This is a genomic window from Geotalea toluenoxydans JCM 15764 (genome assembly GCF_001311985.1).
Classification (GTDB): Bacteria; Desulfobacterota; Desulfuromonadia; order Geobacterales; family Geobacteraceae; genus Geotalea; species Geotalea toluenoxydans.
Genome location: NZ_BBCJ01000002.1, coordinates 44,780 through 67,372 on the forward strand (window position 1 = coordinate 44,780; position 22,593 = coordinate 67,372).

At 52.6% G+C, this 22,593-nt stretch carries 21 protein-coding genes and 5 pseudogenes; 3 read left to right on the top strand and 23 right to left on the bottom strand.

Going from position 1 to position 22,593, the window contains the following annotated elements:
- Positions 1-26: 26 nt before the first annotated feature.
- The 3 genes from flaF (at position 27) to JCM15764_RS01420 (ending at position 1,165) form a co-directional block, all read left to right on the top strand.
- Positions 27-305 carry a flagellar biosynthesis regulator FlaF gene (gene flaF / locus JCM15764_RS01410; RefSeq protein WP_279384195.1) on the top strand — a complete coding sequence of 93 codons (279 nt, stop codon included), beginning with the start codon at positions 27-29 and terminating at the stop codon, positions 303-305.
- 75 nt (positions 306-380) lie between these two features.
- The gene (locus JCM15764_RS01415; RefSeq protein ID WP_054691805.1) at positions 381-890 is read left to right on the top strand and encodes a hypothetical protein; all 510 of its coding nucleotides are present in this window, start codon (positions 381-383) and stop codon (positions 888-890) included.
- A 2-nt stretch (positions 891-892) separates the two neighbouring features.
- Complete coding sequence (locus JCM15764_RS01420; RefSeq protein WP_054691808.1) at positions 893-1,165, top strand: hypothetical protein; 273 nt, start codon at positions 893-895, stop codon at positions 1,163-1,165.
- On the opposite strand, the gene JCM15764_RS01425 is transcribed toward JCM15764_RS01420, so the two are convergent.
- From JCM15764_RS01425 to JCM15764_RS01525, 23 genes and pseudogenes are all read right to left on the bottom strand, one after another.
- On the bottom strand, positions 1,156-1,530 hold the full coding sequence (locus tag JCM15764_RS01425) for an O-linked N-acetylglucosamine transferase family protein (protein WP_369412217.1): 375 nt from the start codon (positions 1,528-1,530) through the stop codon (positions 1,156-1,158). The two genes, JCM15764_RS01420 and JCM15764_RS01425, sit on opposite strands and share 10 nt — an antisense overlap.
- A complete protein-coding gene (locus JCM15764_RS01430) occupies positions 1,494-2,810 on the bottom strand; it encodes an O-linked N-acetylglucosamine transferase, SPINDLY family protein (RefSeq protein WP_054691813.1) in 1,317 nt (438 codons plus the stop codon). Before JCM15764_RS01430 ends, JCM15764_RS01425 begins: the two co-directional genes overlap by 37 nt.
- A pseudogene (locus JCM15764_RS27635) lies at positions 2,749-3,021 on the bottom strand (tetratricopeptide repeat protein); the annotation flags it as partial. The gene JCM15764_RS01430 and the pseudogene JCM15764_RS27635, both read right to left, overlap by 62 nt.
- Positions 3,018-4,733 carry a class I SAM-dependent methyltransferase gene (locus JCM15764_RS01435; protein ID WP_054691816.1) on the bottom strand — a complete coding sequence of 572 codons (1,716 nt, stop codon included), beginning with the start codon at positions 4,731-4,733 and terminating at the stop codon, positions 3,018-3,020. The gene JCM15764_RS01435 and the pseudogene JCM15764_RS27635, both read right to left, overlap by 4 nt.
- A 35-nt stretch (positions 4,734-4,768) precedes the next feature.
- Positions 4,769-5,071: a tetratricopeptide repeat protein gene (locus tag JCM15764_RS01440; RefSeq protein WP_054691819.1), complete on the bottom strand. Its 303-nt coding sequence runs from the start codon at positions 5,069-5,071 to the stop codon at positions 4,769-4,771.
- The gene (locus JCM15764_RS01445) at positions 5,068-5,691 is read right to left on the bottom strand and encodes a class I SAM-dependent methyltransferase (protein WP_054691825.1); all 624 of its coding nucleotides are present in this window, start codon (positions 5,689-5,691) and stop codon (positions 5,068-5,070) included. Before JCM15764_RS01445 ends, JCM15764_RS01440 begins: the two co-directional genes overlap by 4 nt.
- Complete coding sequence (locus JCM15764_RS01450; RefSeq protein ID WP_243688133.1) at positions 5,630-6,646, bottom strand: tetratricopeptide repeat protein; 1,017 nt, start codon at positions 6,644-6,646, stop codon at positions 5,630-5,632. Before JCM15764_RS01450 ends, JCM15764_RS01445 begins: the two co-directional genes overlap by 62 nt.
- Positions 6,592-6,864: a glycosyltransferase gene (locus JCM15764_RS01455; protein WP_054691833.1), complete on the bottom strand. Its 273-nt coding sequence runs from the start codon at positions 6,862-6,864 to the stop codon at positions 6,592-6,594. The genes JCM15764_RS01450 and JCM15764_RS01455 overlap by 55 nt, the downstream gene beginning before the upstream one ends.
- The gene (locus JCM15764_RS01460; protein WP_054691835.1) at positions 6,861-9,017 is read right to left on the bottom strand and encodes a glycosyltransferase; all 2,157 of its coding nucleotides are present in this window, start codon (positions 9,015-9,017) and stop codon (positions 6,861-6,863) included. The genes JCM15764_RS01455 and JCM15764_RS01460 overlap by 4 nt, the downstream gene beginning before the upstream one ends.
- A gap of 34 nt (positions 9,018-9,051) precedes the next feature.
- Positions 9,052-9,537 (bottom strand): hypothetical protein, encoded by a 486-nt coding sequence (locus JCM15764_RS01465; protein WP_054691837.1) that lies wholly within the window; start codon positions 9,535-9,537, stop codon positions 9,052-9,054.
- A gap of 42 nt (positions 9,538-9,579) precedes the next feature.
- Positions 9,580-9,804, bottom strand: a pseudogene (locus tag JCM15764_RS27640) (glycosyltransferase family 2 protein); the annotation flags it as partial.
- Positions 9,805-10,049: 245 nt separating this feature from the next.
- Positions 10,050-10,400, bottom strand: a pseudogene (locus JCM15764_RS27645) (tetratricopeptide repeat protein); the annotation flags it as partial.
- Entirely contained in the window at positions 10,397-14,236 is a 3,840-nt protein-coding gene (locus JCM15764_RS21125; RefSeq protein WP_243688134.1) for a glycosyltransferase, read from the bottom strand. The pseudogene JCM15764_RS27645 and the gene JCM15764_RS21125, both read right to left, overlap by 4 nt.
- A 157-nt stretch (positions 14,237-14,393) precedes the next feature.
- Positions 14,394-14,867 carry a hypothetical protein gene (locus JCM15764_RS01480; protein ID WP_054691849.1) on the bottom strand — a complete coding sequence of 158 codons (474 nt, stop codon included), beginning with the start codon at positions 14,865-14,867 and terminating at the stop codon, positions 14,394-14,396.
- 41 nt (positions 14,868-14,908) lie between these two features.
- Entirely contained in the window at positions 14,909-15,412 is a 504-nt protein-coding gene (locus JCM15764_RS01485) for a hypothetical protein (protein WP_243688135.1), read from the bottom strand.
- 140 nt (positions 15,413-15,552) lie between these two features.
- Entirely contained in the window at positions 15,553-16,719 is a 1,167-nt protein-coding gene (locus tag JCM15764_RS01490; RefSeq protein WP_243688136.1) for a B12-binding domain-containing radical SAM protein, read from the bottom strand.
- A pseudogene (locus JCM15764_RS01495) lies at positions 16,712-17,607 on the bottom strand (methyltransferase domain-containing protein). Before JCM15764_RS01495 ends, JCM15764_RS01490 begins: the two are co-directional and overlap by 8 nt.
- Before the next feature lie 194 nt (positions 17,608-17,801).
- Positions 17,802-17,960 (bottom strand): annotated as a pseudogene (locus tag JCM15764_RS27650) (hypothetical protein); the annotation flags it as partial.
- 17 nt (positions 17,961-17,977) lie between these two features.
- Entirely contained in the window at positions 17,978-18,706 is a 729-nt protein-coding gene (locus tag JCM15764_RS01505; protein ID WP_054691870.1) for an SDR family NAD(P)-dependent oxidoreductase, read from the bottom strand.
- Positions 18,703-19,230: a WbuC family cupin fold metalloprotein gene (locus JCM15764_RS01510; protein ID WP_054691873.1), complete on the bottom strand. Its 528-nt coding sequence runs from the start codon at positions 19,228-19,230 to the stop codon at positions 18,703-18,705. Before JCM15764_RS01510 ends, JCM15764_RS01505 begins: the two co-directional genes overlap by 4 nt.
- Entirely contained in the window at positions 19,202-20,461 is a 1,260-nt protein-coding gene (locus tag JCM15764_RS01515) for a methyltransferase domain-containing protein (RefSeq protein ID WP_279384197.1), read from the bottom strand. The genes JCM15764_RS01510 and JCM15764_RS01515 overlap by 29 nt, the downstream gene beginning before the upstream one ends.
- A gap of 26 nt (positions 20,462-20,487) precedes the next feature.
- Positions 20,488-21,426, bottom strand: coding sequence for a radical SAM protein (locus JCM15764_RS01520; RefSeq protein ID WP_243688138.1), 939 nt, complete (start codon positions 21,424-21,426; stop codon positions 20,488-20,490).
- 91 nt (positions 21,427-21,517) lie between these two features.
- On the bottom strand, positions 21,518-22,588 hold the full coding sequence (locus JCM15764_RS01525; protein WP_054691883.1) for a radical SAM/SPASM domain-containing protein: 1,071 nt from the start codon (positions 22,586-22,588) through the stop codon (positions 21,518-21,520).
- Positions 22,589-22,593 lie beyond the last annotated feature (5 nt).

A 22,593-nucleotide genomic window follows, 5' to 3' on the forward strand; every position in this document is an offset into this window, starting at 1 on the left:
ACCAGGGCAGCGCAGATGCTGAAGTATTGTCAGGACAACTGGAATGCGCCGATCGGGAAAAAAAGCTGCAGGAAGCCCTCAAGTTCAACCAGAAGATCTGGAGCTTCTTCCAGGCAGAACTTTCGGTTCCGGATAACCCTCTGCCGAAAAAGCTGCGGGAAGATATCCTCAGTCTCAGTCTTTTCGTGGACAAACGGATTTTCGAAATAATCGCCTTTCCGGAATCGGAAAAATTGACCATAGTGATCGACATCAACATGAATATCGCCGCCGGCCTGAGAACAGGTCCCGGTGATGACATATGAACGGAAAAAACTGCTTGTAACAGCCCTGCATCCTGAAAGATCGCGGGGCTTTATTATTTGAGGTAACTCTGCCCGATGAAAAAGAACCTGGTGATGGGCGCCGTTTCCGGATATGACTTCAGCCTGATCAGCCCTTTTGTAGTATCCCTTAGAAAAACGGGCTTTACCGGCGACATTTGTTTCTTTGCGTCGGGAATATCGGACCGGACTAAGCATTACCTCCGATTGCTCGATGTGCAGGTGGTGACGCTGCCCCAGGAAGAGCCGTTTACCGGCATGGCTATCAGCATCACACGATTCATGCTCTACCAGGCGTTTCTTGCCCGGCAGGACATGGACTATGAGGGGGTAATGCTGACCGATGTGCGGGATGTGGTATTTCAGGTGGATCCATTTGCGTTCGATTTCTCAGGCAAGATCTGCTGTTTTCTGGAAGCTGAAGAAAAGAGAATCATCGATTGCCCCATGAACTGCGAGTGGGTGCGGAGCAAGTTTGGAGACGCTGTCCTGGCGGAAATCGGCATAATCCAATCTCCTGTGTCGGCACTATCATCGGTGGAAAATCGCAGGTCCAGGGGTACCTGAAGGTGATGCTCGAACATCTGACTCCCCCCTTCACCATCCCCGGTGATGACACCGCCGTGCATAACTATCTGATTCACACACGCCAGATTCCGGACATGGCTATCTTCGCAAACGAGGATGGACCGGTGATGACTGTCGGCTACAAGTCTTCGGACTCGATGTCTTTTGATGGGGCAGGTTTTCTTTCCAATGCCGCAGGAAAGATCGTGAACACCATCCATCAGTACGACCGGCATCCACAGTTATTGGAAAAGCTCTCCTTCCTCTACGCTTGATTCCTGCACCACTTCAGCCACATCCGGCGATATGCATCCTCCAGCAGAGCGACGAACCTGGGTGCATCCATCAGGGGCGAACTCTGCAACTCGTGTCGAAGATTGCTTCGAACCTGCGCCAATCTTACCGGGTCGGCAGCCAGGTCAAACACGATCCCCATATACTCTTCCTCTGACGTGGCAATCCATTCACGATGGCCGGCATTGGCAAGCAGACTTATTGCCTGCCGCTCGGCAAAGGTCACGCCGCTCATTGCCACCACAGGTACTCCCATCCACAATGCCTCACAGGTGGTCGTCCCGCCGGGAAAAGGGAACGTGTCCAGGGCTATGTCCACAAGACCATACTCGCGCAGAGTTTCCATATGGGAAGAGTGGCCCCGCAGCGTAATTCTTCCCGGATCGATGCCTGCGTGGGCAAATCGGTCTTGAAAGGTTCTGGCGCATCCGGGATCGTCGAACAGGCGGTTTTTGAGGAGCAGCTGCTGTCTCGCAGTGTGTGAAGGATTTTGGCCCAAAGGGTGATAACCCGCTGATTTATTTTGGCGACATTGTTGAAGCAGCCCAAGGTGATGGAGCCGTTTTGTTGCATGGGGAGGATGCTGACCTCCGGCGTGGCGATCACGGGACTGAAACAATAGCGGGTTTCGGGCAGCCTTAACGGCTCCTCTGAGAATAGTTGCGGCAGCTTTTCCGGCGAAGTTATCTCATCTGTGATCAAATAATCGATCGTATCAAGCCCGCTCGTATTGGGATAGCCGATAAACTCCACCTGGATTGGAGCAGGTTTGCGGGCAAAGACCAGCAGGCGATGGCCGGAGGTGTGTCCTGCCAGGTCCACGAGAATATCGATGCCGTCCTCGCGGATTAACTCTGCCACCATGGCGTCGGACATGCCGTAAATATTTCGCCACTGATCGGCCATGGACATGGTGTGGTCCGTGATCCGGTCCGGCGTCTCCACATTGGCATAGCAGTGAATTTCAAAATTTTCGCGTCCGTGAGCTGCGAGCACCGGTTCAATGAAGTAGGCAACGGCGTGGAGCCTGAAATCTGCTGAAACATACCCGATTTTCAATCGCCTGTTCGGGTCCGCCCGGTTGCCATGGGGTTTTATTTCAGTTTTCAGTGGGATAGCGAATTTTGTTGTGAATCTAAGGTGTTCGTCATAAAGCAGGCCTGCATCGACAGTGGGGGAAAAGGCCATGGCAATGAGCAGATTGTCAAAGGCGCCCATGTTGTCAGGTTCACAGGAGAGGGCTTTTCTATAGGCCGTTACTGCTGCTTCAGCATTCCCCATGGACAGCAAAGTATTGCCAAGGTTGAAATATGCGGCGGCACATTCGGGATGCGCCTCGATAATTTCTTCAAACAGAGCTGCAGCATCGCTGAAGCTGAGCAGAAGTCTGAGGACGATGCCCAGATTCACCTTTGCCGTCAGGTAGTCCGGATCCAGTGCCAATGCCTGTCTGAAATACCCTGCCGCTTCTTCGAGTCTTCCCTGGTTTCTGCACAGAACCCAGGTTGTTGAGTGCTTGAGAGAAACCTGGCTCCAGGGTAAGCGCCTGCCGGTAAAACGTTTCGGCGTCGGCAGTTTTTCCCTGGTTGCAGAGTAAATTGGCCAGGTGGAAGAACCCCTGGGCATGGGGGGTATGGGCAACGATCTGGCGGAAGCATGTTTCAGCCCTGTGGGTATCACCTCTGTGGGCGAGGATGGCACCCAGGCTGAACAGGGCATCCAGGTGCTCCGGCGATTCGGCCAGGACCTGTTCCAGTAGCTCCTCTGCTTCAGCAAGCATCCCCTTGTTTATGAGGATCCGGATATACTTGTAAGTCGTCTCCCGGGCAGTAGTCATTCGCTTGACCTTTGAACCCAGAACTGGTACATGCCGGCGAAGGTGTCCGGGTTCTCCTGTTCGAAAAGATGCCACAGGTGCAGTGAGTTATGGGTGCTGTCATCGGGAAATCGGTTGCTGTAGCGTAACAGCACCTGGGCGTCCAGTTGAAAACCAAGGAAAGCCAGGTCAAAACCCTTGATAATTGCAGCAATCTGCAGCAGGTCAAAGGTATGTTCCTGGACATGGAAAATCAGATCACGGCAAGCGCTGGTGCTGTAAAAATCTCTGCTCCCCATTACCTTGCGGATCAGCTGGTCATCGGTAAACGCCGCTATCTCCCTGCGGCAGCGGCGGATATGGTCTGGAGCAGGGTGGTAATTCCGCCCGGCTATGAAATTCCGTGCTGCAGCAATATGCCTGCGAGCGATGGTGCTGTAAAGGGCCACACCCATCAATCCCCCCGGCTTCAATCGGCGCAGCAGCTTTCGCCACCCTTCTTCAGGGGAGGCCATATGGTGGAGAACACCGCTGCATTCAATAATGTCAAAATCCTGCTCCGTGTGGTCAAGGTTCAGGATGTCCCCTTGGACGAAGGTGATGTTGGCACACCCGAATTCCTCCGCCTTGCGCTTGGCATAGGCAAGACTGGCCTTGCTCAGATCCATGGCCGTTACCCTGGCCCCTTCAAATCGGGCAGCAGTCGTAATGGCGTGACGCCCAGTACCACAACCGGCGATGAGAATCGCCGGTTGTTGATTATTCAGGATTTGGGGAAATACCAGATGGGGGAAAAGTTTCGAGAACACCTTGTCCATGGGAAGGGGCACAGGCAGCGCCATACTGAACCAGCGTGGATAAGGATTTTCTTCATACTGGTCCTGTACCTGCTGTGAAAGAGCATCTATGGGCGAGATAGCAGGGATCATGCGCTTCATTCGCTGCTCTGCCAGCGGCTCGTCCACTTGGTGCAAGAACACTTTTTGCAGCATCTCATGATGACCTCCTGCGTCCACAAGGCTGGTCAGCAACTGGCATTCAGGCAGCCGGTGCAATGGCTGATAGCAGGCCAGAATCACCAGACGTAACAGGGGGATCTTGCTCCCGGAGCCAATGCAGTCACCAATAAAGACCTGTAACTGCCGCACAGCCGTCTGCTCCTCCTCGGTGACATAAAAGACGTATTCGTTGCTGAAGCAGAGCTGTGCCAGGCTGCAAAGGAAGGGGATGTACCCGGCTAAGTCTGCTGGATCATGATTTGGATTGGGTAAAAGCAGGTTTTTTCGCAGCACGGTGAGGAGCTGTTCCAGCTCCCAGTTGCAGAGAAGGGAAGATTCCATCACCCGCAGGAAGAGGCCGTCGTCGAGCAGCGGCCAGAGCTTTCCCTCAAACATGAGCGTCAAGAGCTGCCGGTTATCGGCTGCCGCCGATAGCAGCGTTGAAACCTCTGGTCTGGCAAGGATAAGATGGGTGGCAATGTCTGCCAGGGACTCATTGGGTGACTGCTCATATGCTGTGAGCAGGTCTTTTTCCAGGGCGGCCAGCTGCTTGCCGGAAAGGGAACTCTGGCAGTGGGCCAAAAGGCTCTGCCAGAGTCGGACATTTTCCGGACCATAGTGCACTGCGGTGTAAAAGGCTTCAATGGCCTTCTGCTGCTCCCCCCCGGCCAGATATATTTCTCCCAGCGTCTGGTACAAATCGACAAGATCGGGCGCCAGTTCCAAGGCTTGCATCACTGCGTTTTCAGCCCCGTCCAGGTCTTTAACCGTCAGGAGATGCCTTGCCTGTTCCGCCAGGCAGATACCAGATTGTTCCGAAATTCAGGACGACCGGGGGAGAGCTTGGCGGCGCATTCATAATGTGCTATGGCTTCTTCCCTGCGTCCAAGGCACTGCAGGATCAAGCCGAGCTTGTCATGTGCCGCTGCAAATCCGGGGGCGATATCCAGCGCTTCTGCCAGGCTTTTCGCAGCTTCGTCAAGCAGGGCTTTCTCCATCAACATGGTGGCAAGATTGAACCGGACCAAGGCCGTAGCCGGCAGATTACCGGTTTCTTCAGGGGCAGTATTCAAGCCTGTTTCTTGCAAATGAATCCCCAGTATTCATCCGGTCCAAGACCGGTGGTAAAATTGAAATTCACCTGTTCCAGGAGCTGCAGCCCATTGCGGCCGAGCAGAGAAACCCACATGCCGCGGTTGAGGATGCTGTAGTGATTCTGGTTGTTCTCGTGGTGGCAGGCCGTTTCAGGCGCAGGCACCTCAAGGTAAAGGAGGCCGCCGGCTTTCAGCACCCGGGCAAATTCGGCCAGGGTGAAATGGGGGAAAATGCTGTGCTCGATCACATGCCGGGCCCAGATGAGGTCGAAGGTTTCCGGGAGATAGTCCAAAAACGACTGCTCCATTTTGGTTACCTGATGGCCCTTTTTCCTGCACGCCTCGATATCTTCATCATTAAGGGTGATGCCCAAGGGAGCGAAGCCTTTTTCGCGGAAAATGTCCAGTGCCGGTCCCTGGCCGCATCCCACATCCAGGATGGCCGCCCCCTGCTGAAGCGGGTATTTCGCCAACAGATTGTTCAGCTGCTGGTTGGTTATTTCGGTATGGAGCTGCGTCGGCAGTTCCGGGTAGGTGTCATTTTCCAGTTTTTTCAGAAAATCGTGCAGTCGGACAAAGCCCGCGAATGACAGTTCCATTTATGCCGCCCTCTGTGTGCATTCTGTTAATAAATGGGTGATTTCTGCTGTGACCGCGCCATTGTCGATGGCTGCCTCCAGCAGCCGGCGACTCCAGTCGAATCTCCCTGGGTATAAAGCACCTTGCGTGCTGAAAGAGGAAATCGCCACAGTCGTAGTTCATCTCCCTGACCTGCTGCAATCGCTGCCTTCCTTTGTCCTGTTCTCCCAAACAGAAATGGATGGAGGCGAGGAGTGCGATAGCCGGAGGATAATCCGGGTGGTTGACCAGCAGGTTTTCCAGGAGAGCGGCGACGGAAGCGATCTCGCCTGCATAGAGCTCGCAACAGCCGTAGTTGAACACCGCTTCTTTCCCGTGAGGATCGAGCGCTGCCGCCCTTTTCGATGAGCAGAGCGCCTCGCCATACCTGCCTTGGCAAAGGTAGGCATGGCCCATGTTGAAGTGGGCATTGGCGGAGTCAGGTTCCTGTTCCACCACCTGCCCCCAGAGTTCCAGGGCTTCGTCATGTTTGCCAAGTTCTGCAGCCTGAATGGCAAGTTCCGTCAGTGCCTGCACATCTTTGGGATGCTCGGCAAGTTTCTTCTTGCCCAGTTGATAATAAAACTCCCATTTGCTCCGCAGTTTCTCCTTGTCCAGCTTGCCGTAATGATGAATTGACAGATCTGCTTCTTTAACAGGCAGGCCGGCCCTTTCCAATGACGGTTCCACCAGCTCATGGACGGTGTTTTCGAACCTGATGCGACTGTCGTTCGGGAAGATGCGGACAATGAAATTGGGTTGGAAACCGATACCCGCTTCTTCTTCGGGATATCTTCCGTCGTGGGAAAGAAATCCTTTGCTGCCGGCCAGACAAGTATAGTTCTTCTGGCACACCGTATATCCCGCCGGCATGCCAGAGGTCAGCTGTCGTAGCAACCCATGGTCCTGGCAGGAAATGACCTCGTCGGCGTCCATAACCAGAATCCATGTGCCTGACGCTTGGCAAGGGACTCGTTTCTGGCCAGGGCAAAGCTTCCCGGCCAGGGAAGATCGAAGACAGAGGCGCCGAAGGCCCGGGCAATGTCTTTGGTCCGGTCGGTGGAGCCGGTGTCGACAACGATCATTTCTGAAACGACAGGTTTGACGCTGGCCAGTGCCCGGGCCAGGTGCGGCGCTTCGTCTTTGGCGATCATGCACAGGGAAATACTGCCCGGCTCGCCTGCCCGAGGCCGTTCCTTCTGCCATCCAGCGTTTTCCTCACGTGCAGTGCTGCGTCGATAATGCCGTCGTCGGCGCCGAAGCCGACCATGGCCTGTTCGATCTCGGCCATGGCCTCTTCAAATTTCTGCTGGTTCAAGAGCAGGTCGATCAGTTTGAAGGTGATCAACCTGCTGTGGGGGAAGATTACCCGTGCTTCACGGAAGGCTGCTTCCCCGCGGCCGAACTGCTCGCTGGCGGAGATGGCGGAGTGGTACCGGTCCATGGCATCGCTTACCGTCGGGTTGAGCATGAAGCCCTTTTCCAGCAGCTCCAGCGCTTCGCCGTGTGCCTGGGCCGACCAGCGCATCACACCAAGGTTGGTGCAGGCCTCGCCGAAACCGGGATCGGCTGCCATGGCACTGGTGAACAGCTCCTCAGCCCTTGACCGGTCTCCGGCACGGAAGGCGAGCACCCCCTTCAGGTTGAGGGCCGGGGCAAAGGAACTCTCCAAGGCCAGGGCATTATCGACGCAGCCCTCGGCTTCAGCAAGTTGCTCCAGCCCTTCTCGACAGACTCCTTCCATGACCAGGCTTTCCGCATCCCGGCCATGGCCGGGCATCTCCCTGATGATAGCCAGGGCGTCGGCGAACCGTTTCGCCTCAATGAGGAAAGAGGTCAGCAGCCGGTAGGGACGGCGGTCAGCAGGGGCGAATTTTATTCCTTCCTCGATGAGTACTTTTACCGCCTGGTCCAGGTCACCCTTGTGAAAGCTCTCTTCACCCTTGATCAGCGCGTTATGACTGGCGAGGCGGAAGGCTTCGCCCTTGTCCATTTTAGTCATGTCCCATTTGCGGTCGAAGATCTTGCGGTTTGCGGCCATGGCCGCCCCAAAGTCGATCTTGTTCCCCTCGAAGGTCTTATTGCCATGGTGGTGGATAAAGACATCGCCGGCAATGACCGACTGCAGCCCGCCCAGTGAGGCCCGCAGGCACAGGTCGTCGTCTTCGAAATTGCCAATGGCGAAAGTTTCATCCAGGGTGCCGATGGTATCCATCAAGGCACGGCGGAACAGCATGCAGAAGCCCACCACCAGCTTGACCGGGAGGCGCCGGTGGCCATGTCCGGCCCGGAAATGGGCAGCAAAGGCCTGCATCTCCTCCATGTTCCCATAAGGCACCGTTGCGAGCTGCTGTGGACCGGCAATGTTATTGGTCATGGGACCAACGATGCCGTAATCGGCAGAGGCGTTGATGCATGCCAGCATCCCTGCCAGCCAGCCTCCCGTCACCACCACGTCGTTGTTGAGCAGGAGCAGGTATTCTCCCTTTGCCGCAGCCATTCCCTGGTTGCAACCCTTGGCGAAACCCAGGTTCTTTTTGTTCTCGATCAGCCGGTAGTTGTTGTGGGCCTTCGCCTGCTGTCGCAGCCATTTTACCGTTCCGTCATGGGAACCGTTATCGACGAAGACGATCTCGTGGGGCTCAGGGGTGTGACGCTGAATGCTCTCCACGCATTCCTGAGTGAACTGCAGCTGATTGAATGTGAGAATGATAATGGAGGTAAGGGGTTCGGTCACCGCTGTCCTTACTGGTACGACTGGTTTCTTCTCCGGCGGGAGGGCATTCTGCACCGGTTTTGCCTGCTGTGCCTGCATGGGGACGGCCCGCAGCAGGTATTGGTAATGCCTGCTCTCCTCTGCCAGTGTCGAAACATCCAGTCCTGCATCGGCGAGGGCTTTCGGGATCCCGCAGGGAATCTGCACATCATTCAACATGGTGGCGCTCATGGTGGTCGACTTATATCCCGCCTGTTCAAAGAGCTCCATTACTCCTTTTCTGGTAAAGAAGCGCAAATGGGTGCGGTCGAGAATGCCTTCGTTCCGGTAATCCCATTTCCCTTCAAGGAGCTCCTTCACCACTGACCAGTGACGCACATTGGGGATGCTGGCGACGATCTCCCCACCTGCCGCCAGTTTTGCCCGGGCGGCGATGAGGGTGGCGGCCGGTTCCCGAAGATGTTCCAGCACGTCGGCAAAGATGATGGTGTCGAAGTAGCCGTCAGGTACTTCCGCCAGCTTTTCCTCAACCGTTCCCGTCAATACCTTGTCCAGTTTCTTCGCAGCCAGCTCGGCGCTTCCGGCAGGCACTCGATTCCCCAGACCTCCGCCTGGAGCCTGGCTTTCAGCTCGCTTCCCATGGCACCGGCGGCGCAGCAACATCGAGAATCCGCTTTGCCGTTGTGTTGACCAACTCCTGCACCTCCGGCCGGGAAAATCCATAGTAGGCGGCCGGCTTTTCCCCCATCCGCGCCAGGATCTCTTCGCTGTCGGTGTACATGCTGTACAGGTCCGAGCCGAACTTATCCTTGAACAGGTGATATTTTTCCACCAGGTGATCAGGGTGATCCCGCTCCTCGTCATACCCCAGGTGATAGGCGATGAACTCACGGGCATAGCCCACCTTGCCGCCGTTTTTCCGCACCTGCTCGCACGCTTCCCAGTCGGTGGTGTACTTGCCGTCGAAGTATTTCCTTTTGATGACCTGCATCCAGGTGCCCACGTTGGCCAGGGTGATCTTGTCATTGTAGACGATCTTCTCGCCGAGGATGACATCGGGCAGACTGGCCGGTTTGTTGGAGGGATCGAGGGTCAGGCCGATGAGCCCCATTTCCGGGTACTCCCGGTGAAGATCCAGCATCCGTTCCAGCCAGCATTTCCCCTCCAGGTCCGGGACCAGGATGTCCGGGTCGCTGACCACGTAGGGATCCGACTTGGCCAGCTCAATGCCGCGCTGAAAAGCCATGGTGAAGTAGTTATCGTCATTGAGCACCACATGGTCATAGAGAATGGCCGTATCCTGCAGGTACTGGCGGAAATCTTCCCGGCTGTGGTTGTCGACGACGATGATCCGGTAAGGATAGCGGGTACGTTCGATAAGGGCTTGATGGTTTTTTCGAAGTAGTCCCGGCGGTTGTAGGTGAGGAAGATGATGTCGATGGGCTGAATTTGCGCATTCTCAAGAACCTGCTGCTTCTTCCCATACAGGGCAAGGATCTCGGGGGCCAGGCCTGCCGCTGGGCATTCCTTGCCGGTACTGCCGCTTTCTGCCGTTACTGCTGACGGTGCAGGTTGACTAGGGGAAAATGCTTCCAGTGCTTGCAAACTCTGCCTGATCTCGGCGTTCCATGGCTCGACCTCAAGGGCGCGGGTGAAGAAGTACCCGGCATCGTCAAGCCGGTCCAGTGAAAGGCAGAGGTTGGCCAAGGCCGACAGCACCTCCAGATCCTTGGGCTGAACTGCCAAAAGCTTCACATAGATCTGCAGCGCCTCCTCGGTTCTACCCATCACAATATGGTACAAGTCGGCCAGGTTCTTCTGAATGTTTACATTTGCCGGCTCCAGCCGGGCTGCTTCCTCGTAGTGGGCAAGGGCCTTCTCCATTTCTCCGGTATTGCTGTAGAGGACCCCCAGATCATTGTGGGCCAGGGCAAAATCCGGGTAAGCCCTCACCAGTTCCTGCAGAGCCGTCATCGCTTCAACAGGCAGCCCTTCGCGGGCAAGGCCTTGAGCTTTCCTGTACAGCTCTTCAGCGCTGATCCCTGCAGCAACTTTCTCCGGTTGGTTTTCAAAGTTTCGCAGTGCCTCCAGCTTTGCCGGATGTCCATGTTCCATGGCTCGATTTCCAGAGCTCGGGTGAAAAAATATTCGGCGTCATCCAGTTTGTCCTGGGTGATGCAGAGTTTGCCGAGAGCCGTCAGTACTTCCAGGTCCTTCGGCTGCACTGCCAGAAGCTTCACATAAATTTGCAGGGCTTCTTCCGTCCTGCCAAGAACGACCTGGTAAAAGTCGGCAAGATTTTTCCGGAAGGTGGCATTGCCCGGCTCCAGGCGTGCCGCCTGCTCATGGTGAAACAGGGCCTTGTCCATTTGGCCGCCGTTGCAGCAGAGGACTCCCAGGCCATTATGGGCCAGGGCAAACTCAGGGTGCAGGGAAACCAGCCTTTCCAGTACGGCGCTCGCCTCGCTCGGCTTGCCGGCATCGGCCAGGGAAACGGCTGCAGCATAAGCGGCTGCGGGGGATTCCTGTTGCTCGCCTTCCACTGGACGATCAAGCGCAGAAGAAGCATTACTGGTGTCGCCAAAGAAGGCCCAGTACCATCTGACCCCTTCGGCCACCTCCTGATCGTCGATGGTGACCTTATCCAACCCGCTGTTATGGATCAGTTCTTCAATTTCCCCCATAGACCAACGGACATTCGGCTCGTAAGCCGCCAGGTGTGCATCGTCGGACCCACCTGCCGCATCGCAGAACTGGCAGAGGAACCTGCCGCCGGGGGCCATTTTTTTTGCCAGGCCGTTGACGTAGTTTCGCACCAGGTCCTTGGTGAGATGCTGGAAGACGACAATGGAGTAGACCAGGTCGATTCCCTGGGGAATGACCTTCTCCCATTCCTCGGCCAGCACGGCAGTGAAGTTGTCGATGCCCTGCTCTTTCATGAACCGTTCTGTTTTGTCGAGGAGGGTCCGACTGACGTCGATACCGTAGACATGTTTGACGTGCCGTGCCAGCAGCGCCGATTCCCTCCCGTAACCACAGCCGATGACCACGACCTTCATTTCCCGTTTCAGAGGAAGGAACTGCTGTACAAAGGCATCATCGTCTCCGAACAGCTTCAAGCCGTTATGTTCTTTGCCATAAAGGGGATGGTTTTCGAAATAGCCATCTTCCTGCAGTTTCTGCCAGAAGGGGACATTGGTGGCGAAAGAAGTATCCCGCCCGGTTGCCTTTGCGAGATATTTTCGCAGGGCAGAGGCCTCGGCAATTTTCTGCTCCCGGTCGAGGCATTCCGCCTTCCTTTCCAGGTCCTGAATGGGATCGTGCTTTTTGTAGGAAAAGGATTGGCCAAAGGAGGATGGCAACCGTTGAAAGGCCTGGCGGATCTCCTCGGGGTAGAAATCCTGCTGAAAGCTTTCGACGATGCCGGGCAGGTGTGCTTCAAGCTGTGCCTGCAGCTGCTCGCCTGCGCTTGTCAGCCATTCGTACATCCGTTCCAGCAGAGCCGGACCGTAGCCGCAGAGGTTGATCAGCGAACCGGGATTGGCAAGTATATGCAGGGTAAACTGCACCGCCTGCAGGGACTGGCTGGTGTCCCCCAGATCCGCCTTGGGAAAGAGGGCGGGAAAAGGATGGTTGTTGAGGAAATCGAGGCAGCTCCTGCCCGAGTCATAGATGCCGGCTTCAACGGAAAGACTGGTTCCCTGGGCGGGGTGGATGCGGGTGACGACAGTTCTCTCGTTTAGATACAGGGGCTGGTAGTGGGAGACGATGCGCAGCCACATGTCAAAGTCCTGACCGTTGCGCAGCCGTTCATCAAAATGACCCACCAGGTCAAATACCTGTCGATGGATGGCGATGCTGATGCCGTTGACCTGGTTTGCCTCCAGAAAGGCCGCCAGCTGCCGGGCCGGGTCGTTGAGTCCCTCCCCGTTCCGCTCCACCGGCACCTTTTCTCCTGTCTGATCATAGAGGAGGGAATAATTGGTGTGCATGAAGCGCACGTCGGGATGGTTGCGGATGGTTTCCAGGTGCAGGGACAGCTTGCCCGGCTCGAAGAGGTCATCGGAAGAAAGCCAGCAGATCCATTGGCCGCGGGCATGCTGCAGGCCAACGTTGAGGGCGGAGGCAACGCCACCGTTTTCCTGGTGAAAGGTCCTTATCCGGGGATCAAGGCTGGAATATCGTTCCATTACGGCGGCAGTGCCGTCGGTGGAACCGTCGTTTACCACCAGCGCCTCCCAGTTGGGGTAATCCTGGGCCAGTATGCTGTCGAGGGTTGCCGGGAGGAAGTTGGCCTGATTATAGGACGGGACGAGAATGGAAAACAGTAAGCCGCTATTCTCAGCGGACTCCTTAGGATAATGATCCATGGCAGCCTCAAGTTCCTTCATTTTTTTATTTGTCAGACAAGCATCCGGTTGTCGACCTGTTATCTTCTGGAACTCTGCAACTAGCATTCCGTATTGATGGGGGAGAGCATATCCAGCTGCGGTGGCCATGCCGCCGGCGATGATTCGCTGTCGCAGGTCGTGGTCTGTCAGCAGCCGTTCCAGGGCTTCGGCAATGGTTGCAGCATCCTGTTCGGCCACAAGCAAGCAGTTCCGGCCGTCCTCGATGATGCCCTCCAGGCCGTGATTGGCCACCTGCACCACCGGTGTGCCGCAGGCCATCGCTTCCAGCGACGGCAGGCCGAAACCCTCGTACCATGAGGCATTTACATAGACATCAGCATCCCGGTACTCCCGGCACATCTCCTCCGGCTCCAGCCTGGACTGAAGCCTGCTGGTGAAACCCGTGGCGTCGCTCTTTTCTGGCACGTCTTGCCCGCTGATGCTGGTGAGAACCAGTTGCCGGCCGGGATGCTTCCGGGCAAGCAGGGCAACCGCCTCGCGTACCACCGGTATTCCCTTGAGCGGATGCTGCGGATCGCCGGTGATGAGGATATGGTACCTGCCGGCCGGTCTTGCCGGTTTTTCCCCCGGCGAAAAGGCGCCCAGGTCAATGCCGTTGAAGATGGGGAAGCACCTCTGCCGGTAGCGGTCCTCGAAATAGAGCTGCAGATGGGGCGAAACGACAATCCTCCCCACCGGCAGGGAATTGAGGATCTGGAAGATGGGAGCGGCCTGGGGCAGTTCGCCGGCAGGGGGCCTGGTGACGTGGAACTCCTCCAGCCCCTGGCAGAGGTGAAAAATGCGCTTGCCCCTGGTGTGGCAGTAACGGAGCACCTGGGGCAGCTCCAACAGGGAATAGACGACGACAATCGGCTCGGTGATGGCCCCGTAGCGGCCGTTGTCGTGGACGATCTTGTAGAAAGTCGCCTTAAGCTCGACCCAATCGGGAGGATCGTCGTCGGAATAGACGGAGACCTTGAAGCCAAGTTCGGCGAGCCAGTTGATGTAGCGGTAGACGGTGATGGGCCCCTTGATGGAGGAGTGACGGATGGTGAAGGCAATGGCCGGCTTGACGGAGGTGGCGGCCGGGTTGCCGAAGTATTCACTGGAGCTTGCGGCGAAGTCGTAGCTGTTGGCAAAGACGGCGTAGAGGCTTTCACCGGAAATATTCAGCTCGTTACCGTGCTGGTCGGTCAGCTTTAGGTTCGCCAATTCCTGCCCATAGGGGAGGGTCACCATGGAGGTGAATATCCTGCCGCTGCTGTTGCGATAGTCGAAGCAGAGATGGTAGAGACCGTCGTAGGTGGTGCTGACGAAACAGTTGAGGATTTGAAGCTTGTCGTTGTTGAACAGAGGAGCTGTATCTTTCCGGTAAGCGGGAGAGACCTGAGGCAGGTACACAGAGTATGGTAGATTCATAGGTATTTTCCCTATCAGCTAAGGCCTTCAGTGCAGCTTCAACTCGCCTTATTTCTTTCTGAAAAATTGAATGTCGAGACTCCCATTTCTCCACCGGCAGCTCTTCAGCAGAATCTACAGCTTGCGCAGCTGCTATGTCATATATTTTTGGTGCCTGTTAAAACCAGTAAGCAACCTCTGCGATTTTTCTTTTGTAAAAGTCAGTAAATGCCCATTCAAGCCAGTCCTTTGATCTCCAGATGTTGTCAAATTCAAACATAATGGAGTCCGTTGTCTCAGGGATGATACCAAAGTTTTGATATGGGGTTGCGAACCTGTATCGGATAGACCCTGTGTCATCTACTAATGTCCCGCCGTAAAGATCTATCTGGGGCTTCCAATTAAAAATGTAATAGGGCTTTTCTGAAAAATATATTAATAAGGAGGGGCCTGAGGGGTTTCCCAAATGAAAGGCCGAATGGTGCAATAGCGATAAATCGTCAACCAGGCTTGTGCAATACTGCTTTGCATAGACTACATTCTTAAGCTTAGATATTTCAGAATCGATTTCGCCGAAAGAACTAATTATTATAAATTTGACCGGGTATTGGTCCGCTGCCGTTGCGAAAAAAATTTTCCACTCAGAAAGCAACGCATTTCTGTCACCATGGAAAAAAGGATTATTCCTTAAATTTACTGTGACAGGAACAAAAGGATAAGCATAATTTCTGTAGATTGGTGGGCCTTGTTTATCTGAAAATCAGAAAAATTTAAAACCGGATATGTCCTGGTTTCAAGTATATGATTGCAAATTAATTGTGCCGCATCATAAAAAAAATATTTTTGTTCAGCTAAATGTTCCAGTGATGGCCAAAAAACCTGGCTTTGATAAATAGTGGTTTTGTAATGCTCTATCACTTCAGTTGCTTGACGGTAAAATTTAATGTTCCTGATGTTAGGAACAAGTTGAAGTGATTGTATGATATCGAAGATTTTCCGTTTTTTGTTGCCTTCTGAGAGCAAATGGGCAATTTGCGGATCTGCATGTTCAAGTTCTGGATCATTGATTATGTTGACATCAATCGCTTCAAGAATATTTCTATCAACAAGGATGGAACAGACTAATAAGTTTTGTATGAAATCGCCTATGTTGATTGGTTGGCAATTGTAATCCATGCTAAGGACTAATGTTTTCATAATAAATGGATCCATGTAAAAACTGTTAGGAAGTCAATTTACTTTAATTGCATTCTGCTTGTTGTATGCGTTGAATGAGACAAACATTTTCTCAATGTAATCTTCCATATCGGCAGTCAGTTCAACGCAGCTATCACGGTTCAGTTGGAATAAATCTTTGAACTGCAAGTTTTATGAGCAAAATATTCCTTATAAATCTGAGTACCCGGATAGGGGGTAAATCTGTTCATAGAAACAAAGCTTGGTCTGATTTTCTGAATCAATTCTTCTGTGCGCTTTAGGTCATCTATCGTTTCAAAAGGGAATCCCACCACAAAAAAAGCCGACCAGGGAATACCGGCTTTATTGAGCCACCTGGTCCGGGAAATGATCTCTTCAATCCGCAACCTCTTTTCAACTTTATCCAAAATCCGCTGAGAGCCACTCTCGACGCCGACCAGAAGCTTGATGCCACCTTGTTGTGCAAAGAGTTCGATCTTTTCAGGGGTGAGAGCCATAATCCTGGAACCAGCGGTAAACTGGAACTGAAGTTCATTCAGCAATGCACTGACACTCCTAAAATGCTTTGTGTTCGAAAAAAAGCAGTCATCCATGATGTAAATAGGTGCGGCACCGTTATACCGATCCTTGATTTCTTCCAGTTCCATACGAATATCGTTGATATTTCTGTAAACAAGGCTTTTTTCAAAGGAGTGACAACAGAATGTGCATGTATTCGGACACCCAGTAGATGTCATGATCCCTGAAAAATTTGCTGCTGAATAAGTTTCATGCTGCATGATCAATTTTTTGTTTGGCCGAAGGCGGATTATTTCAGGTATCCGAGGGACAACAAAATCATATACATCACCAAAATCATACTCTGGATGCATTGTCAGCATACCCTGAACATGTGCGCCTCCAAGCATGATGATAATGTCTCTTCCCAACTCCCTTCTTATCATTGCAGCAATGATATTTGCAGAATCAATTTTTGCAGTGATTGATGTCAAACCAACCACATCGGGATTAAATTCCTTTATGACACGAAGGGTTTCTTCCCAAATCGGATGTTCTCTATCTGAAAGAGCAGCCTCATACTGCGGATAGTTATCCATTACCTCTAATCGGGTCAGTGATCTGCAATCGGGGGTCGGTTTGTCTGCATCAAAAATCCGTACAAAATGCCCCTGCTGTTCCAGATAAGTACCAACTAGAGTGAGCGTAATGGGATAGTGCCAGCGCTCATACCCGAAAAAACGATAAAAAGGAGGCTCAACCAGAAGGATTCTTGAATTCGGTTTTAGAGATTGCAGTGCTCTATTCACAGATAACCTTTACCTCGGGTAGTGGAACAATGAACTTGCCGCCTTCTTTGGTAAATGCCTCGTGTCTTTTCAAGATAGGCTGCGCGTAATTCCATGCAAGAATGACAACAACGTCGGGTTTCATCTCATACAGCGCCTCTGAGGGCAAAACCGGCAGATGCAACCCCGGCTGAAGGTACCCTGCTTGCGGGGGTTGTCGTCGACCAGATATTGGAGAAATTTTCCCAAACCGAGGTAGTAGATCAGGGTAGTTACCGTTGCCGAGGCCCCATAACCGGCAATTGTGCAGCCTTTTGCAGCCAAATCTTCCAGTAACCCTGTCAATTCCTGTTTAATGCCATCGAGTTCCGACACAAAATGTTCGAAGGTCTCTTCCCGGTCATAGGCGTTGGCCTTTTCGTACTCGATTTGCCTTCGGACGGAAGGTGTTACAGGGCGTAATCCTCCGGCCTGCTGGACAATCCCCCGGAAAGATCCCCCTTTTGTTGGAATGTTTATGAAGTCGATTAATTCGAGTCCGTGGCTTTGGAGGAAGGTCTGAAGGGGTTTTATGGAATGATAGCAGAGATGTTCGTGATAAATGGTATCGAACAGTTTGTTTTCCAGTATATGGGGGAGATATGACACCTCAAAACAGAATATGCCGTCCTGGTCCAGTAATGCCGCAATGCCGTCCGCCATGTCTCCCATGTTGTCGGCATGGGCAAAAACATTATTTGCCGTTATGATGGATGCCCTGCCATGTTTTTCCCTGATTAGGCAGGCGAGTTCTTTCGTGAAAAAGGCGGGGATGGTCTCGATCCCCGAAGCGGTTGCCTTTTCTGCAATGGTTTTTGCCGGATCGATCCCCAGGACACGCAGGCCATGGTTTTTAAAGAAGCGAAGCATGAGCCGTCGTTACTGCCGATGTCAACGACTAACCCTGAGGCTGGGGGTGATGCGTACATCATGATTTCATCGGCATATTTCCTGAAATGCTCGACCAACCCCAGAGAAACAGATGTTTCATAGGTGTAATTCGCGAAGAGAACTTCAGGATTAACCACATCGCAGAGCTGAACATGTCCACACGACCGGCAGAGATATACGTCGAGCGGGAAATATTCCTGCTGCTCCCCCCGCCGCGATGCTGGAACGTACTCATCGGCAATCGGGGTCTGAGGATAGGGAAGGACAATTTTCAGATCATTGCTGGTGCATAACCGACAGGTGGTTTTGTGAATAAAGTTAGCTGCAGGCACTCAGAAACTCCTCGATGTCAAATTTTGCGGGCAAGTGATGGCTGCGCTTGAAGCGATATGCCCCCGTCAACGATGATGTCCTGACCAGTTAAGAAGGAAGCCGCAGGGCTGCATAGAAATGCGATAACGCTGGCAATTTCAGCTGCGGTACCCATTCTGCCCAGAGGCGTAATTTTGCTGAACAGGTCGCACAGATCCGGGTTTTGTTGATAATATTCCCGTGATTCTTCCTTTATGAAAATGCTGGGAGATACCGTGTTGACCCTGATACCACGGCAGCCGAGGGAAACCGCGTAATATCTGGCCAGCTGATTCAGCCCTGCTTTGGCAACGTGATATCCGACCGGTTGTTCGTCTGCTACCAGGTGACTGACAATGGAGCTGGTCAGAACTATGGAATTGCTGGACGAGTCGGTAAATTCGCCTGCCAAATGATCGATTATTCTTTTTGTTGTCGTAAGGCTCGTCTGCAACTCCCCCGTCCATGCGTCATCATTTCCCTTGTAGCGATGGGCAAAAACCAGATTGGAGAGCTTGCCGCGCTCCAGAATAGTTCCAATTATGTTGATGAAGTGAGCTTCATCCGTAAAATCCATAGTCCAATACCTGATATGGCCAGTAACGTCGTCCTGCTTTTCCGGTCGGCGCTTGCCGATAACTGAAACTGCGTGCCCCTGTGAGAGCATGATTTTGGCTGTTTCTCTGCCTATACCGCGTGTGCCGCCAATGATAAGAGTATGGATCATGCAGATTTCCCCATTTCATAAATCTTGTTCTGAATAAACAATTGCCCGGCCTCAATCTCGTTTTCCTTGGGGGACCATTCCGCAAATGTCATGTCTGTTCGAATGAACGGCCCATTTGTGGTTTCGTGGAATACAAAATAGTCCGAACGGATAACCAGGGTATGAAACAGGATTTTATCCAGCCTGAAATAAAAACAGAGCCCTGATGCAGGTTCTCCCAGTTCAATGCATTTTAGAGCTTTGCCGTCATTATCAAATAAAATGACATCGGCACGTCCTTCGATGACGTGGAATGATTCTGATTTCCCTGTATGAAGATGGGGGCGTATGTAGTTTGCCTTCCCAAGTACTACCAACATCTCGTGGAGATTATTCGTCTCATCTGGATGAGCACAGAGGCGAGCCCGCTTTCTTGGATTTCCGGCAGCGTGCAGTTTCAATCCCTCGATATAAGATTGATTTACGCAGACGACGCCATCCAGCGCATACAGCACTTCATCGTTTACAACGGATATATTCACCATGTCTCCTGATAGCGAGCTTGCTTGCCGGGAAAATCGACCTGAACCGACCGCCATTCACCTGGAACTGATGGTGCCGAGCTATCACTTTTTCTTCGTTCAGTGGATTAAGGCCGAGCAGGCAGAGAGCAATCTGTCCGTTATGAAGTACGGAAGACGGAACGATCGGAAGGCGGGAACCGGGCATGTGCAGCCCTTGGCGATTAGGGTCATCATCGATTACGCACTCGATTAAATCCTGCAGCCCTAACAGATTGACGAATGAGCACGTCAGGTGACCGGCGCCAAGAATCGCAATTTTGCTGCCCTGACTTTTATATTCGTTAAGAACTTGATGATATTGTGCCTTTTCGGATGCAAAGGCAGCAAGATAGCCATTGGATAGAGTGCGTTCTTCTTCCTTTTCTGCTTCTGTAACGGTAAGAGCAGCAGAGTTGTCAGTTGCCGCTCTCACAAATGCCACCAGAGAATTCTCCAGTGGGTACTGGTAGTTCTCAATTCGTTCAACCTTGAACCCGTGAGACTCAAGACAGGCACGAAGGGTAGTCGGTGTGAAGTAGAGTACGTGTTCTTCCCAAATAGCACTGTAATCTTTCGTGGTCAGAACAGTTGTACAATCAGGTGCTTCAAACGCCATCAGCGCACCAGGCTTTATAATTTTCTTGAGGGCGGCAAGAAAGGCACCTGTGTCGTGGGCATGTTCCAGGACATGGCGGACAAGGAGGATATCCGGCCGTTCATGTGCAGAAGATATATCTTTAATGGTTTTGCCGCGTGACAGGCGTTCCTGGACAGTCTCGATTTCGATTTTGTTTCCATCCATTCCCAGATCATGCGGAGATATTCGCCAGGTGGTATGGATACCTCGTTCCCTAAGCCGCTCCAGCAGTGTGTCATCCTTGTAGCTGATTCCAGCTGCCACACACTCTTTCTTTGTTTTGATTGGATCACATAACAGGCCTGCAAGGTGGTCGAGATGCCCTTCCGGCTCGTTGTACATGATCCAAGGGAAACGCGGCACAATTTCAGCGACCGGAGGCGGGGAGGATAACTGCAGCAAGCCACAGGAACTGCAGGCAACCATCACCAAGGAATGGGTATATTCCGGTATGGTAGCCGCAGAGGTAAAACGATTGGACAGCACCTGTAAACCCAGGTCCAAGTGTTTTCCTTGCAGCAAGTTGTTACAACCGCGGCAGTTATGGTTACTGGATAAATTCAATTTCTTTCCCATTGATGTTCAAGATCAAATGATACGGCTTAATTTTCCCTCAACCTTGATACTTTATTTCTGATCAGTTGAGCATTTTGTTCTCCGAATTGCTCCGCCCGCTCGTTCACGGTAATGTTGTTTTGCTGTGCTTTAACGATGAGGTCTGCGGCCGCATCAAGGACAGAGCTGGATATAAGGTTGCTGCAAAACTGACGATTCTCCGGAACAACCATGATCCGTCTGATTCCCGCCCTGATGCAGCATTCCACAAATCCATCCAACTCAGATTGGGAAGCGTTATCGTCCATTACGATATATTTGACTGTAATCGGCCCGGTTTGAGCATAGTGGCTCAGGTTGTCCCAGACAGTATCAAAAAAATCTCTGCCTTTGATTCGTTCATAAACGGCTCTGCTCCCTGCATCTACGCTTACCTGTAGGTCAATAACCCCAGAACTCGCTCCCAAAGCAATCAACTGGGAATATTTGATAGCATTTGTATTGATAAATTGATGGATACCGCAACCCATCAAATACTCGGCTACGAAAGGAAAAGCACCATAAAGTGTTACCTCGCCTCCACCCCAATGAACTGTGCCGCTTGGGTTCAGATACCTGAAATCTATGATCTCCTTGATAATGGCTCGGAGATCATGTCTCCGTAGCTGGAAATTGTAGTTTTCATCGACGCAATAAACACAGCGTAAATGGCATTCTTGCCAGTCGTTGATAACCAGGTGGTCGATCAAATACCCGCTTGATGCCCAGTTCTTTTCTACAAATTGCGGACAATCTTGACAAGGAGACGTTCCCCGCTGATTTAGATAGGTTAGCTGGTTCCGAAAAGTGACGATTTCTTCGGTTGGGAATTTTGTGCCACTGAAGCCTAAACGTGTATGGCCATCCATGGCATGGGCGGAAGTACAGAGGGAGAGAAAGTCGGGGCCGATGTTTATTGACGCCTCTAAATTTCTACAGCTTTTCATTTTGCTCTCTCACTGTTGTTGTGCCCACAGTCAACATGCAGCTTTCGCCACTCTGAACGTACTACAACAAAGATGGGTTGTTGTTGCAAAATCACAGAAACTCCAGGTGCTCAGGCGCTGCATCCAGATATTCAATGACCATCTTGTTGCTCCCATCCACTACACAATGGTGGTTGCAGACTTTTGACGGGTCAATGGTGTAAAACCTGTTCTTATCCGAAAGCCATAACTCCCTGAACCCTTTCTCCTTAATCGAGCCAAGCAACCCTTCCTCCAGATTATAGGCCTTGTCGTGGCATGAATAGACATTGAGGTCGGCGCCGATCACCGGGGTAATCTGCAGATACGGGCACCAGTTGTAGGCCTTGGCAAAGGTTTCCAGTTGAGTATGGTAGGAATCGAAGATCTCAAAATCTTTACTGGCATACTCCGCTATCGCCCTGCCGGTCTGGTCCTTCACGGTATTAAAGATCGGATCGTGGTATTCGTTATTCTCATGACCGTTGTTGCTGACGATACAAGGGGAAACCTTGACGCTATTGACGCCGGTGTTGCGGAGGAGCTTGATCATTTCGTAGATGTGATGACAGTTTTTGTGGTCAACGACAATGCAAACCCCCAGATAGCATGGCCCATTCAGTTTCTTGAACTGCTCCATGTTGTGGATGATCCTGGTGAACTCTCCATCGGGGCAGCCGCGGTAATCCCGGTAGCTGGCGTCATCCCAGCCATCCATGGAAACACGCAGCCATGTTGCATGTTGGGCAAATACCCTGGCAACGTCGCCAGTGAGGCGCGAACCGTTGGTGAGTGCAGCAAATTTAATCGGGCTCTCAGCCAGCTTCTCAACCGTTTCCAAAAGATGGGGATAACAGAAGGGATCGCCACCACCACTGAAAGTCACCGCCTTAACCCCCATTGCCACCAGATCATCGATGATTTCCAGCATTTTCTCCCTGGGGATGTAATCCTTCAGGTTCATATCCTGGCCCAACTGGAGGTTTTCAGCGCGGTAGGCGCAGTACCAGCAGTTGTGATTGCAGGCATTGGTCGGCTTGATGCGCACGTTCACCGGGGGGAGGATGTTTTCCGAGGAGGCGGGCAATGAGGCGAGCTTCTCCGGGAAGTGAAAGATTTTCATTCTGGTGTAAAGTAAGCCCATTTGCG